Genomic DNA, 13,152 nt, shown 5'->3' on the forward strand with positions numbered 1-13,152 from the left:
GCCTTGGCGACAGGGCCAGACGGGAAATCAACCGGAGCAACAGCCATGGATCAACCAGCGCCAACGAAATGCACCCGCTGTGGAAAGCCCGCCGACCCCGTGATTTACAAAACCATCATCGATCAGGCCTACGACCCGGTGCGCAAGAAAAAATATGTTCGGCAGCAATCCCTGCCGTTCTGCAGCGAGGAACACGCAAACCATCACCAATGGTCTTGCGAAGGCTGAAGCATCACCTCTGTCCATTCGCTGAGTGGGCAGACGGATGCGGACGAATTCTGCACCGCGCAACGCGGCCCCCTGCACATCAAAAAACCCAGTACGGAGGATTTGCACCCATGCACCAGTAAGCGATCCACCCGCGTGGCGCAGCAAGCCTGAAGGCTGCGCCCAACACTCATTCAGGCAGCGGACAGTAGGTCGTCGATGTCACCGCGCATCGGCCGGAATTCCGGTAGGCAACCCCAGCGCACGAAGACAACTTGATGCTGCAACCCAGGCCGTCGCCAGTAGCGGGCCTGGGCCTTCAGTAACCGTACTCCGACGGAAGTATCAACTGTTTGGCGTTTCTTGCTCTCGCGAAATCGAGCAGATCCTCATATCGAGAAGAGTGCTCAGTCATCGCGCGTTCCAAATAAGGCTCGTCCAGTCGACTAGACCACTTATCTCTTATGAGTTCTCGAAGCTCAGCGGGAGATATCGGTTTTCTCGAGTACCGGAAAACCATCCAGACGAAATTGTAAAACCGAGCCGCATCTTGATCGCTGCCCTTTGCCCAAGAGTCATGAGCCATCCACGCATCAAAGGCTCGCTGCGTTATCGATGAAAGTGGCATGTACCAACCTCTGAGCTGTCATGTTTCAACAAATCTAACACCCCGACACCACCCGCATGCACTCCCCTCCGCGCCCAACGGCAACCAGCGGAACGGATGAGTGCAGCCGAGTTTTGTTGGATCAACACCCGCCACTCTGGAGGCGACCATGAACGCACTACTCAAATGCCAGCTTCGCCACGACAACGCGGAGCCTGAAGACGATTCGAGTTATCAGGAAGCCGCGACCCGCTGGATCGAGAACAACGCCGAGCAGCTGGTGTTGGGTTGTGACGTTCTGTTCCTGCGCCGCCACGGGCATTGGCAGGGGGTCACTCAGGCGCAGTTCATCGCGAAGATCCAAGAACACCTGGTGCAGCGGCAGATTGACGGCGCCGACGATGAAGACTGGTTTGCGCAGCTGGTGGCGGCCGCGTACGCCGGTGGCAACGTCAAAACCTTCGCCAAGAATCTGTTGGGTCCGAGCAACCACGTCAGCGGCAAGATTTTCGAGATCGCCGAGGCGCTGCTTGAGCCTTATGTCCATGACGGGCTGATCGCTGACGCCGAGGACGACGAGCTGTGAGCCCTTACATCCTGATCGACGAAGCGCTGGATAGCCTTGAGCATCCAGACAGCCCGCGAGGCAACAGCATTCTGGTGCAGCAGATCATCACCAACCTGATGACCGACCAGCTGATCACCCTTGAAGAATTCAGTCACTACTGCAAGCGCCTGCTGAAAGTCTGTCGGCAGCGCAAGGAGTTGTCATGAGTACTGCACCGGTTAAAACGCTCATCGATGAGCAGCTCGATGAGATCGAATCGAAGCTGGTCCTGCTGGGTTTCGGCCTGCCCTTCAACGAGGTGATCGGCCGTCCCCGCGAAGTCCTGGTCGCCAGCCTGCCTCAGCGTTTGGCGGCAACAATGAAGGGTGGTCGGATTGCGGTGAGGGTTCGGCCGTGAAGACCTTCTACTGGATTCTCACCGCCGGCCTGGTGCTTGTGCTGATGGCCTATAGCACTTCGAAGGATCGCACCAACACCTGCCAGCCGCCGCAGGTCGCCCACAGGGTCCTGACGTGACCCGGCACCAGCGGGCACGCCGCCTGCTGCTTTGGCGCGGCTCATTCCCCGCCCTCACCGTTTTTGCCTTTCTGATGTTGCTCAGCGCTCTCGCTGATCGCGCAACTCAATAACCCACATCTTCGAACGCTGCGTACATCGCGGCAAGGATTCCCCGTGTCCGCTACTACTGAATTGGCCGTTGCGCCGCCGCAAGAAACCGCCCTCGTCGTCTTCACCGCTGTAAAAGGTCTTGAGCCTTGGTTGCAGCAGATCCGCGCCGAGATTGACGGTTTCACGCCGGACATCAGCACCCGCAAGGGCCGTGATGCGATCGCCTCGATGGCGTACAAGGTCGCCCGCTCCAAGACGGCGCTAGATGAGGTCGGCAAGAAGCTGGTGGCTGATCTGAAGGAAGTGCCGAAGAAGATCGACGCCGAGCGCAAGCGCGTTCGCGACACTCTGGAGGCATGGCAGGAAGAAGTCCGTCGCCCGCTCAATGAATGGCAGGCTGCCGAGGATGCGCGGATCGACAAGCACAACTCTGCGATCGAGAAAATCAGGCTGACAGCCATCGACCTGGACGGAATCATCGCCGAAGACCTGGCCGATCGAGTCGCACAGCTTGAGGCGATCGCCCTGTGCGAAGGATGGGAAGAGTTTGAGGCGGAAGCCGCCCGCGCCAAGGACAAAGCCCTTGTCATCCTGCGCGCCGCCCTCACCGCTCGCCGGCAATACGAAGCCGATCAGGCAGAGCTGGCCCGCCGCCGCGCTGAAGATGAACTGCGCGAACAGCAAGAGCGTGAGGCTCGTATCGCACAGGAAGCCGAGGAACGAGCTCTGCGCGAAGCCGAGCAGCGTGCTCAGGCCGAGCGAGAAGCCGCCGCCCGCCGCGAGCGGGAGTTGATCGACAGCGCCGCCAACGCCAAGCGCGTAGCTGAGAAAGCCGCAGCAGACGCTGAAGCAGCAGCCGAACTTCAGCGTCGCCAGCTCAAGCTTCAGGCCGAACAGGCACAACTGGCTGCTGAGCAGGCCGAAGCCAACCGGCTTGCAGCGGAACAGCGCGCCCAGCAAGCACGTATCGCTGCCGAACAGCGCGCCATACAGGCAGCCGAAGATGCACGCAAGGCCGAGATTAAGCGCCAGAACGATGCAGCTGACGAGATCCTGCGTCAGGAGCGTTTGCGAGAGGCTAACAAAGAACACCGCCGCGCAATCAACCTCTCTGCCCTGGAAGCTTTTGTAAAAGGTGGCATGACCGAAGAGTGCGCCAAACAGGCAATCACTTTGATCGCCAGTCGCGTGATACCCGCCATTTCAATTCAGTACTGAGGTCGCCATGAGCAATCTTGCAGTGACAGACAAGGTCGAGCGCTTGCCGGCCGTACAAACCGAATCCGCGACGATCATGTCGATCATCCAGCAGGTGGCGATGTCGCCGGACGCTGACATCGACAAGATGGAACGCCTGATGGCGATGCACGAACGCTTTCAGGCACAGCAGGCGAAACAGCAGTACGACGACGCCTTGGCCCAATTGCAGGAAGAGATGCCGGTGATCGGCGAGCGTGGCGGGATCAAGGACAAGAGCGGCCGCATCCAGAGCACCTACGCACTCTGGGAAGACGTCAACGAGATGATCAAACCGGTGATGGCCAAGTATGGCTTTGCCATCACCTTCCGTACGCCACGCAACGAGCGAGGTATCGAGGTTGAAGGCGTGCTGAGTCACCGGGCCGGACATCGCGAAATGACATCGATCGTTTTGCCAGTCGACGCCTCGGGCAGCAAGAACGGCGTGCAGGCAGTTGCCTCCAGCGTCAGCTACGGCAAGCGGTACACCGCGGGCCTACTGCTGAACATCACCACAACTGGTGAAGACGACGACGGTAATGGGCCGGGCGCGCAAGTAACGCCGCGAGTCACGTCCGCCCAGGCTGCGCAGATCGCCATGCTGTTGGAAAAGTGCAGCGACAAAGCGAAAGCGGCGTTCGCAGGAATTCACGGGACACCGACCGCTGTCGAGAAAGCGGTGTTCGACCAGGTGCTCGCAATGCTCACCAAGTCAGCAACTCAAAACAGCAAAACCACCGAGGGGAAAGACGATGCGAATCATCAGTAATGTGGAGCAAGGCACGCAAGAATGGCTGGATCTGCGCCTGGGCATCGTCACCTGCTCGGAGCTGGATAGCCTGTTGGTAAACGGCAAGGGCGAAGCCGGCTTCGGCGCCGGTGCTTATACGTACATGAACACGCTGATTGGTGAGCGCATCACCGGCGAGGCTGCCGACCCATTCCAGGGTAACCGTCACACGGAACGCGGACATGAGTACGAAGGCGTGGCTCGTGGCTTGTATCAGTCTCAGGTGGACGTCACAACGAATCAGGTCGGGATAATCCTGAACCATGGGATCGGCTACTCGCCTGACTCACTGATCGGTGAAGACGGGCTCTGCGAGATCAAAACCAAACTGCCAAAGTTTCAGGTCGAAGTGATTCTCTCCGGTGATATCCCGAAGGAACACGTCGCGCAGTGCCAGGGTGGCTTGTGGGTGTCGGATCGCGAGTGGATCGACTTCGTCAGCTACTGGCCGGGCATGAAGCTGTTCGTGAAACGCGCCTACCGCGACGAAGTGATGATTCGCAAGATGAGCGAACGAGTCAAAACCTTCTACGAAATCCTCGACGAACGCATGAATCGCGTGCTCGGCATCGCCGCTTAAGGAAACCCCATGCCCACACTTACCGACGTCGGCCGCATTGGCCGTGACGCTGAGCTTCGCTACACCCCCGGCGGTGACGCCGTGATCAATCTGGCACTGGCTTGCGACTACGGTCGCAAGGTCGACGGCAAGCGCCCGACCCAATGGGTTGACGCCACTCTCTGGGGAAAGCAGGCCGAAGGGATGGCGCCTTACCTGCTCAAAGGGCAGCAAGTCCACTTCACCATGGACGACGCCCACATTGAAACCTACGCCAAGACTGGCGGCGGTGAAGGCTACAAGCTCACGGGGCGAATCATAGTGATCAAGTTCGCCGGCTCTCCACCTCAAGCGGCCAGCCAGCCGGCACAGCAGGCCAGGCCGCAGCAATCCCGGCCGCAGGCTGCGGCCCGCCCAGCACAAAATCAGCAAGGCACAAACGGGCCGGACTTCGACAGCTTCGACGACGACATCCCTTTCGCCCCTCACCACCATCTGAACGGTGCCTGATATGAACACACTCATTCAGCTTGGCTACGAACGCCAGGCACCCATTGAGGCCGCAACTGCGGCCTTCCTTGCATCTGGAGGCCGGGTTCGCCAGTGCGGGCTCAGCGAAACCCAGCCCAAGCCGATCAGCATGTGGAACTCAGCGATCACCCGTCGCAAGGATGCGCGCCGAGATTTCACCAAGAAGGAAGGCGAGCTGGCGAAGCTGATTCGCGACGCTGCCGCCATCGTCACCGAGTTCGGCACGGTCCGGCGAACGCCCATCGAGGTGCGCAACAAGCTGCGCGCTCTGGGCGAGAAGTTGACGACTCCGCAGGTCGAGCAGATCGCCGCGCGGTACCGGATCGAACTCGCAGAAGGCGGGAAGCTGACTTGAGACGCTTCCGCGTGCAGCAACGCAAACGACAAACCTGGCTGGCGGTGCCGGCCAGTGGGATAAAAACACCATCGGAGAAAGCACCATGCCAATCGCAACAGACACCGCAGAGTTCCTTGAAGAACTGAACGGCGGCGCGTTCGCCAGCCAGATCGGCCACGCCCTTTCCGAAGTCGCCGCCGGCGTAGTGGATCACGGCAAGGTCGGCAAATTGGTGATCACCCTGGACTTCAGCCAGATCGGCGAATCCAGCCAGGTAAAGATCAAACACAAGCTCGACTACAAGGTTCCGACCAAGCGCGGCACCCGCAGCGAGAACACCAGCCTCGACACTCCCATGCACGTTGGGAGCGGCGGCAAGATCTCGCTGTTTGCTGAGAAGCACGACCAAATGTTCACCCGGGACGAGGCGCCAATCCCGCGCCGCACTTGATCCCACGCAGCCCCCTTCCCCATAGAGACCTGAAATATGTCCCTCACGAAAGAAGCAATTCAACTGATCACCGATACTGCGCTGATTGCCACGGCAAAAGCGCTCGATACTGACATGCCAACCGCGGTGCTTCCTGAAGGCGCAAAGGTAATCAGTCTGGAAGCCTTCGGCGCATTCCGCAGCCGCTTCCGTGGCACCTTCTCCACCAACTCCCTGTTGGATTTCGGCAAATACGTCACCGACCGAACGGTCGCAAATGCCCAGGGCTTTATCAATCAAGACGAGATGACCTGCTCAGTGCTGTTTAACCTCGGCACCGAAGAGGCTCCTGGCCATGCCGATGATCGGGCCGTGCTAAAGCTGAAGGCAACGGCCGGTTACCAGGCGGTGCAGGCAATCAGTGGACGGGCCATGTCGCAGAAAGACATGAGCGATTGGATCGAGGACTGGCACAGCACCCTGTCGGCCGTCGACGAAGACAACCAGAACATCAGCTTGGTGAAAGCCATTGCAGCGGTGCGCACTATTACGGTTAAGGCATCGTCCGAGAGCGATCACGCCGTCAGCGAGACTCGCGCCAGCCGCAGCGCCATGGATTCCATCGAGGCGACCAGTAAAGAAACGCTGCCGACTTCGCTGATCTTCTCGGTAGTGCCGTTCGAAGGCCTGCAGTTGCGCGAGATCATCCTGCGCATTTCGGTTATCACCAGCGGTGTACAGCCGGCGCTGAAATTGCGTTGGGTGGGTGAAGAGGTCCAGCGCGAAGAAATCGCGCAGGAGTTCAAGTCGGTGCTTCATGATCAGATCGGCGATGCCGCGGTGCTGTCGCTGGGCGCGTTCGATCCGAAGTAATCATTAGGCCGGGTAACCGGCCTAACCCATCATCACCTATTGCGCCGTACGTCGTCGGACAGCAATTAACTGTCGCGCTGAATCCATCTGGTAGCCAGCTCGATACCGCGTCGCCTGGCTTCGCCAAACGTGCTCCATGTGCCGATTTCCTCACCGAGCTTTATCGGCTTATCCCTGCCCTGCAGCAAAATAACGATCCCGATGGGGGCTGCGTTTGAAGCCTCACCCCAAAAGAAATCGATCGTCGCCTGCTCCCCACTTGAATGGACGTAATCCACCGGTCCTGGACGGTTAGTCGCCAAGCGCATGTCTGTCTCCCTGATGCCCGGATGTGGGCACTCAAGCAATAGCCCATAAATTCGGATGACGCCAATCGACTAATTCACCCTCACCTATCGCGTTGAAAGCGAGGGTGAGCCGCTAATAACATTTATCGCTCGCACCATTTCGTAGCGAGTCCAATCCCACGCCTCATTGCTTCATCGAAGCTTCTCCAGGGCCAGCTTTCTTTGGCTAGCAGCACATCGTCACTACCGTCTCTTCCCCATACACGAATTCCAACTGGTGCGAGGTTTTTCGGCTCACCCCAGATGAAATCAATTTTCGCTCTTTTACCGTTTGGGTGGACGTAATCCACAGGATAAGGCCTCTCTACGAATAGCGTCATTCCGACCTCGCTGTTATCCGGCGTTGCGCCGAGATATCAAGCAATAGCCCACAAACTCAAATCACGCCAGCCGGCGAGGATCCCCTATGAACATCTATCGGCACACATTCACCGCCGTCTGCCCTGGCGATGGGGAAACGATCGTCTACAGCCTGGAGATCCGCAGCCTCACGATGATCCGCGTCGAGCATATCAAGACAGCCGCGGCTTTGATCAAGTCTGGCTGGCATGAGCAGATAGCTGATGAACTGGCCGATCGCTTTGGTGGGGACCAGTTCATCAAGGCTGTGCACCAGGGCGTGGAGATCGAAACCGTGAGGCTAAGCGGATGATCCACTATCACGGCACTCCGGTCGGCGGCACTCGGCAGGACGGCGCCAGGTTCCTTACTGGTCGGCACGCACTGGTTCCCTTCCCACGCCAAGACGACTTGGGCATCGTCGCTGAGGTCTGTCAGTCGTTCGTGTTCGACAATGGCGCATTCTCGATCTGGAACAAGGGCGGAAAGCTGGACGTTGACGGTTATATCCGTTGGGTTGAGCAGTGGCACCGGCACCCAGGCTTTGATTGGGCGCTAATACCAGACGTCATCGACGGCGATGAGGCGGCAAACGATGCATTACTTGCGGCCTGGCCGGTGGAGCTGCGCGGGGTACCGGTCTGGCACCTGCATGAGTCGCTGGAGCGACTGCAGCGCCTGGCCAGCGAATGGTCGACCGTGGCCTTCGGCAGCTCAGGTCAGTGGCGGTCGCCAGGCACCGCCGCCTGGTGGAAGCGGATGGGCGCAGCCATGGACGCCATCTGTGACGATCAAGGCCGTCCCGCGTGTCGCCTTCACGGTCTGCGAATGCTCGACCCGGCCATTTTCCAGCAAATGCCATTCACCTCTGCGGACTCCACGAACGCCGCGGTGAACGGTGGAAGTATCAGTCGCTTCGGCATGTACGTGCCGCCGACCGCTGGCCAACGCGCCAACGTAATCGCTGACCGGATTGAATCACACAACAGTTCGCCGGTCTGGCAACGAGAAAATCAAATCGAGATGGCGCTCTAACTGGCGGCGAGCGCCTTGTGGCTTGTCTAGACTAAAGAGCCACGCAGACAGCGTGAAAAGAGTTCCGCCGAACTGTTTTGGCGTTACCTGTCTCAAGGAGTAAATAATGAGCATCATGCATTTCTACACAACACGCACCGATGAGCCGAGTTCCGGCTATGTTTCTGAAGGTATCACCTGCTACATATTTGATCACCCCGAGGAAGGGGCCTCCCCTTTATATCGTTGGCGACATCCGGTAAGCAATCATCACTTCTACACTACGGACCCCGCGCCAATAGCGGGCTACGTGTTCGAGAAGATCGAGTGTTATGTGCCGAACTCAAGCTTTCAGGGCGCCATCCCGCTGTATCGTTGGTTCAACCCCAATACGGGGGACCACCTCTACACTCTGGACCAGAACGGCGAACTTGCTCCATCCTCGGGTTACGTTGCTGAAGGCATTGCCTGCTACGTATTTCCGCCTGGGATTCCCGACACCGCACCGCTTTATCGATGGGTAGCAGGAGATCAAACCTGGTGCATCCGATTGTCTCGCTTAACTTCAGAAGGCTGGAGAGGAGTGTATTCAAAGAATGTGCATGTGGGCACCTACGACGAAGCCAAGTCACTCTCTAACCAGATATTGAGTGAATACAACGCTATCCAGGTCGGTAATGGAATGCCCACGGCAGACCGCGCGGAAGAACCGAAACTGGGTGGCTGCTGAGCGCGGCGTGTCGGTTCGTGGAGCACGTATTTTGTGGATTCACACCTTGGGTGGGATAGTTGAGGGAAAGTGCACCTAACCCACCCTACAGCCACCGCCCTTGCCCGATGCGCAGACCGAGTGGGCTTGGTTCTATTGCCCTTTCACAGAATGCTTCTCCTCCCACACAGCACTCGGCGGAAGAGCGCCAATAACCACCAGACAGTTTGAGTCAGCATAAACAATCATCGGGATAGCATAGCCAGTCCGCTGCACGTGGCCATTGTTGACCGCCATGAAGTTGATTCCGCCGCACTTCGGACAGGTTGGCTTGTCATCTCGAATCATTTGATCCGGCCCCATACCAGGCCGTCAACCAATAGCCCAAAAATACCTATCACGCCACCGCCCGGGCATGACCCGGCCAAGGACGCCCCATGCCCACAGAAAACAAAATCACCGAGCCAGTTCGCAGTCTGGCCACGGCCAGCACTCTCGACGCCGATACCTGGGCTGACTTCGTTCAGCGCCTGCGCCACGACTGTGTCGGCGCTGGTGTCCGTGATCACTGCACCTCCTGCGCCATCTTCATCGTCCAAAAGCGCACCACCATCTACGGTTTGGATATGGATTACGCCGAAGAGAAGGTCGTCATCTGCGACGAGACGGAATGGAGAACCCCAAAGGAATACTGGGAAGATCTGGACGAAGATGGTCGGGCCGACCTGAACCGTGAGGCGCAAGCCTGGTGCGAGCATCAGTTCATGAAAGCTGATGAGGATGACCAGTGGGAGATTCTTGAAAAGCGCGAAAACCACTATGTGACCGGCATCCGGGACGAGTGGGAGTACGTCAACGCTCACTTCACGAAAGACGCGGCAGAAGCATTTATCCGGCGCAAGAAGCACGACTACCGCAAGGGCATGCGCGTCTACGTCGATTCCCAGTACTACGCGTGGGAGTTCAACGCCATCAAGGAAGCGATCCTCGACGGCACGCTGACCTACATGCCGAAGGAGGCAGCATGACCACTCAAAACGTAATCGCTGAGCCGCTGAAGGTTGAGCGCTCGACAGTGACGAAGCTGGTCATCACCGGCGCGCCAAGGCTTGACCCGATCACCGTATTCCTCGAAGACTTTGGCCGCCGCGACTGCCCGATAGAATCGAACCCGAACTACCAGACCGCCCAGGGCAAGATCACCATCAACTGCTGGGACAATAGCTGGAACGCCTACTGGGGCGGCATGGGGCCGCGCACCGTTGCTGAGTTCGTTGCCGACTGCGACTGGCACTATGTTTTGAACTGCCTGGACAGAGGGATCAGCGATACACAGTTCACCGGTGATGCGCTCGAGGCATTGGCCCGCAAGTGCATCCTTGAACGGCGGCGCGGCCGCAACAAGTCGGACTGGGAGGAAGGCAGCCTCGATGCGGAAGACGCGCGTCGCCTGTTCAATCGAGTCGACGAACTTCGCAACATCGAATCCACCAACGAGTGTTGGCATCAAAGCGAGCTGCTCACAGAGCTGTTCGGAGAAGAGTGGCACTACCCCGTCGGTGACCGCGCCACCGAAGAAAACCACAAGTTCACGTACCTGCGGCGAGTAGTTGATGCGGTGCAGGCGGCGCTGCGTCAGGAGCAGCAGTAGGCGGGCACCTGACTCATTCTCACTATTGCGCTCAACACTCGACGATGCCGGTGAAAATCATCTCGGCGGCATATTAAATATACCCTTCAGAGCGAACTGGTCCGCCAAGCGAAACACCGTCCCATAATGGATCATGAAGCGAGACTATCGACATAACATTTGTAATGTCGTGGCACACTTGGTATCGAGAGCCATCTGCCGAGACCAGCTCCAGACTAAGCAAACGATACTTATTTTCAGCAAGTCCTTGGCTGTCACTTTCATCATCATAACCAACTTCCAGAATCTTAATATCGCCGGGCTCGAGCACAAAACTTGAAATACCAGGACTAGAAATAGGCAAAAAAGGCCTAGAATCCCTCAAATTCCCACTTTTACTTGGCCCCCGCAGAACCTCTACGCTTTTAACGCAAAGAGCTTGCTTCCCTGTATTGCTAAGACTGTAACTAAGATTTGTTCTAGCCTTACTTATTATTTTACGGTGTTGAATATAGAGATTTTTCTCATCAATTTTTACAGCTACTACTTCAGCATCTTGTGAACGACCTAAAAGAGTAAGCTTTGCAGCAGCAGGCTTATGAACATTAGCGTAATAAAAACTCGTCGCCGCGACCAAAAGTGCAAGTGCCGAAACCCCAATAGTCAACCAATCTTTTAACTGTAAATCCATAAATCGCTCCTAATGCAAATGCCTCCAGCATATCACCCCGCAGTAACTCACTCCCCCTTCAAAGTCAGCCGCTATAGCGGCAAAGGAACAGTCATGCCTGAAGAAAACGCACTGAAGTGTTACGCAGTCGGTGATTGCGATTTTGTCGCAGCCTTCGACGAAGACGGCGCCATTGCTGTGCTGGCCAACACGAACGGTGATGAACCGATCAACTATGCAGATTGGGATGTCGGGCTGGTTGATGAGGACCAGCTCGATAAACCGTGGTGCGACGAGGATGACCGCACCAAAATCGTCGGCACTCTTCGCGAATGGCTGGCAGCGGCGACTGAACCAACCTGGCTTGCCGGTACGGAGTGACACATGACCGACATAAAAGAACGGCCGATCTTGTTTTCGGCCCCGATGGTGCGCGCCATCCTGGAAGGCAGGAAGACGGTCACGCGTCGAGCGTTCAAGGTTCAGCCTTCTGGCAGCACGCCTGTAGCGGTGAGCACGTTCAACCCGATCAAGATCGACCGCAGCGGTGTTGAGCAGCCCGGTCCTGAGCTGTTTGGGGCCATCACATTCGACGGAGAGTGGTCGTTGAAGTGTCCTTTTGGGCAGGAAGGTGACCGGCTGTGGGTGCGGGAGACGCACGCCGATATCGGCCCACGGCTCACCTACCGCGCCGACCAGTACGACGGCGCCCACTGTCAGGTCAAGAAGTGACGCCTGCGATTCATATGTTCAGGCGTGACAGCCGCATCCTGCTGGAGATCACCGATGTCAGGGTCGAGCGGCTGCAGGACATCAGTGATGAGCAGTCAATTGCCGAGGGATGTTTCTTCACCGACTACGGGCGCAAGTGCGGGCACTACGGCAACGGCTGGTCCGACATAGGCACATGCCCTATGCCTGATTCCACCCACCAGCAGCGCGATGGCTGGATGTGGGACAAGACAACCAGTCATGAACAATGCCTGGGTGCACCGCGCTGGGCGTTCGCCAATCTCTGGAACTCAACCGGCGGAAATTGGGATTCCAACCCGTGGGTCTGGGTCATCGAATTCAAGAAGGTGCAGCCATGATCATCCCTGTCGCCGCCCTCGCTTACATGGCCTGGCTCATCTACACGGGGCCACGGCGATGAACAGCAATGAAGCTCGCGCTCTGTTCTCCGGCGCAAACCTCAACTACTCGGTTATCACCCAGAAAAACATACAGCGGCTTCGGACGCTGATCAACAAACAGATGAAGGATAGCGGCCTAATCAAAGGCACCTTCAACTGCCACCAGCGAGCCAAGATCCGCGAAGGCTACGCCGAGATTCGGTGCCGGTCGTTCTACTTCGATAATCGCGAGGCGGTCACCTTCAACACCGACGGCTTCATCGGGTTCGCTGGCTGGGCTGACGAGAAGAACATCCAGCCGGTGCTGGCTGGATTTGCTGACTGGGTGAAGGAGATTGCGCCATGACCCACCAACCCAAAGGTGGCATGTGTCGCACCTGCGTCCACGTCCACCGCAATTGCAGCCACCTCCCCTTCAGCACCATGCCGGCGCTCGCCCGGGACGCTCAGACCGTGATCGTCCGCTGCACTGAATTCCAGCGCCGCAAGTAAGAGTCCACCCCGTCAGCGCCTCAGGTGAAGGTGAGTGTCATGCAGCTGACGAAGTGGACAAACAAACC

At 57.8% G+C, this 13,152-nt stretch carries 22 protein-coding genes and 1 pseudogene; 21 read left to right on the forward strand and 2 right to left on the reverse strand.

Translation table 11 applies throughout. The annotated features are described in order from the left end of the window. Positions 1-45: 45 nt before the first annotated feature. The 12 genes from ACYZTM_RS01780 (at position 46) to ACYZTM_RS01835 (ending at position 6,750) form a co-directional block, all read left to right on the forward strand. Positions 46-228: a hypothetical protein gene (locus ACYZTM_RS01780; RefSeq protein ID WP_461986648.1), complete on the forward strand. Its 183-nt coding sequence runs from the start codon at positions 46-48 to the stop codon at positions 226-228. 755 nt (positions 229-983) lie between these two features. Next, positions 984-1,400, forward strand: coding sequence for a hypothetical protein (locus tag ACYZTM_RS01785; protein ID WP_461986650.1), 417 nt, complete (start codon positions 984-986; stop codon positions 1,398-1,400). After that, positions 1,397-1,588 carry a hypothetical protein gene (locus tag ACYZTM_RS01790; protein ID WP_461986652.1) on the forward strand — a complete coding sequence of 64 codons (192 nt, stop codon included), beginning with the start codon at positions 1,397-1,399 and terminating at the stop codon, positions 1,586-1,588. The genes ACYZTM_RS01785 and ACYZTM_RS01790 overlap by 4 nt, the downstream gene beginning before the upstream one ends. Next, the gene (locus ACYZTM_RS01795; protein WP_461986654.1) at positions 1,585-1,779 is read left to right on the forward strand and encodes a hypothetical protein; all 195 of its coding nucleotides are present in this window, start codon (positions 1,585-1,587) and stop codon (positions 1,777-1,779) included. The genes ACYZTM_RS01790 and ACYZTM_RS01795 overlap by 4 nt, the downstream gene beginning before the upstream one ends. Then, a complete protein-coding gene (locus ACYZTM_RS01800; RefSeq protein WP_461986656.1) occupies positions 1,776-1,898 on the forward strand; it encodes a hypothetical protein in 123 nt (40 codons plus the stop codon). The genes ACYZTM_RS01795 and ACYZTM_RS01800 overlap by 4 nt, the downstream gene beginning before the upstream one ends. 156 nt (positions 1,899-2,054) lie before the next feature. After that, a complete protein-coding gene (locus ACYZTM_RS01805; RefSeq protein ID WP_461986658.1) occupies positions 2,055-3,209 on the forward strand; it encodes a hypothetical protein in 1,155 nt (384 codons plus the stop codon). Between the two features lie 7 nt (positions 3,210-3,216). Then, positions 3,217-3,999, forward strand: coding sequence for an ERF family protein (locus ACYZTM_RS01810; protein ID WP_461986660.1), 783 nt, complete (start codon positions 3,217-3,219; stop codon positions 3,997-3,999). Then, the gene (locus ACYZTM_RS01815; protein ID WP_461986662.1) at positions 3,983-4,600 is read left to right on the forward strand and encodes a lambda exonuclease family protein; all 618 of its coding nucleotides are present in this window, start codon (positions 3,983-3,985) and stop codon (positions 4,598-4,600) included. Before ACYZTM_RS01810 ends, ACYZTM_RS01815 begins: the two co-directional genes overlap by 17 nt. 9 nt (positions 4,601-4,609) lie before the next feature. Beyond that, positions 4,610-5,089, forward strand: a complete 480-nt coding sequence (gene ssb / locus ACYZTM_RS01820) for a single-stranded DNA-binding protein (protein WP_461986664.1) — start codon at positions 4,610-4,612, stop codon at positions 5,087-5,089. Between the two features lies 1 nt (position 5,090). Beyond that, positions 5,091-5,465 carry a hypothetical protein gene (locus ACYZTM_RS01825; protein ID WP_461986666.1) on the forward strand — a complete coding sequence of 125 codons (375 nt, stop codon included), beginning with the start codon at positions 5,091-5,093 and terminating at the stop codon, positions 5,463-5,465. An 85-nt stretch (positions 5,466-5,550) separates the two neighbouring features. Beyond that, complete coding sequence (locus ACYZTM_RS01830; protein ID WP_150748789.1) at positions 5,551-5,898, forward strand: hypothetical protein; 348 nt, start codon at positions 5,551-5,553, stop codon at positions 5,896-5,898. A 36-nt stretch (positions 5,899-5,934) separates the two neighbouring features. Beyond that, complete coding sequence (locus ACYZTM_RS01835) at positions 5,935-6,750, forward strand: YfdQ family protein (protein WP_461986668.1); 816 nt, start codon at positions 5,935-5,937, stop codon at positions 6,748-6,750. Positions 6,751-6,815: 65 nt separating this feature from the next. Here ACYZTM_RS01835 and ACYZTM_RS01840 read toward each other — a convergent pair whose 3' ends face one another. Continuing rightward, on the reverse strand, positions 6,816-7,058 hold the full coding sequence (locus ACYZTM_RS01840; RefSeq protein WP_461986670.1) for a hypothetical protein: 243 nt from the start codon (positions 7,056-7,058) through the stop codon (positions 6,816-6,818). Between the two features lie 445 nt (positions 7,059-7,503). On the opposite strand from ACYZTM_RS01840, the gene ACYZTM_RS01845 reads away from it, so the two are divergent. From ACYZTM_RS01845 to ACYZTM_RS01865, 5 genes are all read left to right on the forward strand, one after another. Beyond that, positions 7,504-7,749, forward strand: coding sequence for a hypothetical protein (locus ACYZTM_RS01845; RefSeq protein WP_461986672.1), 246 nt, complete (start codon positions 7,504-7,506; stop codon positions 7,747-7,749). Then, positions 7,746-8,471 (forward strand): hypothetical protein, encoded by a 726-nt coding sequence (locus tag ACYZTM_RS01850; RefSeq protein WP_461986674.1) that lies wholly within the window; start codon positions 7,746-7,748, stop codon positions 8,469-8,471. The genes ACYZTM_RS01845 and ACYZTM_RS01850 overlap by 4 nt, the downstream gene beginning before the upstream one ends. Positions 8,472-8,577: 106 nt before the next feature. After that, positions 8,578-9,180, forward strand: a complete 603-nt coding sequence (locus ACYZTM_RS01855) for a hypothetical protein (RefSeq protein WP_461986676.1) — start codon at positions 8,578-8,580, stop codon at positions 9,178-9,180. Between the two features lie 416 nt (positions 9,181-9,596). Then, complete coding sequence (locus ACYZTM_RS01860) at positions 9,597-10,187, forward strand: hypothetical protein (protein WP_461986678.1); 591 nt, start codon at positions 9,597-9,599, stop codon at positions 10,185-10,187. Further along, positions 10,184-10,810: a hypothetical protein gene (locus ACYZTM_RS01865; protein ID WP_461986680.1), complete on the forward strand. Its 627-nt coding sequence runs from the start codon at positions 10,184-10,186 to the stop codon at positions 10,808-10,810. Before ACYZTM_RS01860 ends, ACYZTM_RS01865 begins: the two co-directional genes overlap by 4 nt. Positions 10,811-10,883: 73 nt before the next feature. On the opposite strand, the gene ACYZTM_RS01870 is transcribed toward ACYZTM_RS01865, so the two are convergent. After that, positions 10,884-11,480, reverse strand: coding sequence for a hypothetical protein (locus ACYZTM_RS01870; protein ID WP_461986682.1), 597 nt, complete (start codon positions 11,478-11,480; stop codon positions 10,884-10,886). A gap of 93 nt (positions 11,481-11,573) precedes the next feature. Here ACYZTM_RS01870 and ACYZTM_RS01875 point away from each other — a divergent pair, with 93 nt between their 5' ends. The 4 genes and pseudogenes from ACYZTM_RS01875 (at position 11,574) to ACYZTM_RS01890 (ending at position 13,084) form a co-directional block, all read left to right on the forward strand. Then, entirely contained in the window at positions 11,574-11,840 is a 267-nt protein-coding gene (locus ACYZTM_RS01875) for a hypothetical protein (RefSeq protein ID WP_461986684.1), read from the forward strand. A gap of 3 nt (positions 11,841-11,843) precedes the next feature. After that, positions 11,844-12,550, forward strand: a pseudogene (locus tag ACYZTM_RS01880) (hypothetical protein). 58 nt (positions 12,551-12,608) lie between these two features. Continuing rightward, positions 12,609-12,938, forward strand: coding sequence for a hypothetical protein (locus ACYZTM_RS01885; RefSeq protein ID WP_461986686.1), 330 nt, complete (start codon positions 12,609-12,611; stop codon positions 12,936-12,938). Further along, positions 12,935-13,084: a hypothetical protein gene (locus ACYZTM_RS01890; protein WP_461986688.1), complete on the forward strand. Its 150-nt coding sequence runs from the start codon at positions 12,935-12,937 to the stop codon at positions 13,082-13,084. The genes ACYZTM_RS01885 and ACYZTM_RS01890 overlap by 4 nt, the downstream gene beginning before the upstream one ends. Positions 13,085-13,152 lie beyond the last annotated feature (68 nt).

The sequence above is a fragment of the Pseudomonas sp. MDT2-39-1 genome, assembly GCF_054898085.1.

What these genes read in the sequence shown, in the direction of transcription:
- ACYZTM_RS01845 (WP_461986672.1), top strand. Translation starts at nt 7,504, where the DNA reads ATGAACATCTATCGGCACACATTCACCGCCGTCTGCCCTGGCGATGGG.
- ACYZTM_RS01850 (WP_461986674.1), top strand. Translation starts at nt 7,746, where the DNA reads ATGATCCACTATCACGGCACTCCGGTCGGCGGCACTCGGCAGGACGGC.
- ACYZTM_RS01830 (WP_150748789.1), top strand. Translation starts at nt 5,551, where the DNA reads ATGCCAATCGCAACAGACACCGCAGAGTTCCTTGAAGAACTGAACGGC.
- ACYZTM_RS01885 (WP_461986686.1), top strand. Translation starts at nt 12,609, where the DNA reads ATGAACAGCAATGAAGCTCGCGCTCTGTTCTCCGGCGCAAACCTCAAC.
- ACYZTM_RS01860 (WP_461986678.1), top strand. Translation starts at nt 9,597, where the DNA reads ATGCCCACAGAAAACAAAATCACCGAGCCAGTTCGCAGTCTGGCCACG.
- ACYZTM_RS01785 (WP_461986650.1), top strand. Translation starts at nt 984, where the DNA reads ATGAACGCACTACTCAAATGCCAGCTTCGCCACGACAACGCGGAGCCT.
- ACYZTM_RS01810 (WP_461986660.1), top strand. Translation starts at nt 3,217, where the DNA reads ATGAGCAATCTTGCAGTGACAGACAAGGTCGAGCGCTTGCCGGCCGTA.
- ACYZTM_RS01835 (WP_461986668.1), top strand. Translation starts at nt 5,935, where the DNA reads ATGTCCCTCACGAAAGAAGCAATTCAACTGATCACCGATACTGCGCTG.
- ACYZTM_RS01840 (WP_461986670.1), bottom strand. Translation starts at nt 7,058, where the DNA reads ATGCGCTTGGCGACTAACCGTCCAGGACCGGTGGATTACGTCCATTCA.
- ssb (WP_461986664.1), top strand. Translation starts at nt 4,610, where the DNA reads ATGCCCACACTTACCGACGTCGGCCGCATTGGCCGTGACGCTGAGCTT.
- ACYZTM_RS01780 (WP_461986648.1), top strand. Translation starts at nt 46, where the DNA reads ATGGATCAACCAGCGCCAACGAAATGCACCCGCTGTGGAAAGCCCGCC.
- ACYZTM_RS01855 (WP_461986676.1), top strand. Translation starts at nt 8,578, where the DNA reads ATGAGCATCATGCATTTCTACACAACACGCACCGATGAGCCGAGTTCC.
- ACYZTM_RS01815 (WP_461986662.1), top strand. Translation starts at nt 3,983, where the DNA reads ATGCGAATCATCAGTAATGTGGAGCAAGGCACGCAAGAATGGCTGGAT.
- ACYZTM_RS01865 (WP_461986680.1), top strand. Translation starts at nt 10,184, where the DNA reads ATGACCACTCAAAACGTAATCGCTGAGCCGCTGAAGGTTGAGCGCTCG.
- ACYZTM_RS01875 (WP_461986684.1), top strand. Translation starts at nt 11,574, where the DNA reads ATGCCTGAAGAAAACGCACTGAAGTGTTACGCAGTCGGTGATTGCGAT.
- ACYZTM_RS01795 (WP_461986654.1), top strand. Translation starts at nt 1,585, where the DNA reads ATGAGTACTGCACCGGTTAAAACGCTCATCGATGAGCAGCTCGATGAG.
- ACYZTM_RS01890 (WP_461986688.1), top strand. Translation starts at nt 12,935, where the DNA reads ATGACCCACCAACCCAAAGGTGGCATGTGTCGCACCTGCGTCCACGTC.
- ACYZTM_RS01825 (WP_461986666.1), top strand. Translation starts at nt 5,091, where the DNA reads ATGAACACACTCATTCAGCTTGGCTACGAACGCCAGGCACCCATTGAG.
- ACYZTM_RS01870 (WP_461986682.1), bottom strand. Translation starts at nt 11,480, where the DNA reads ATGGATTTACAGTTAAAAGATTGGTTGACTATTGGGGTTTCGGCACTT.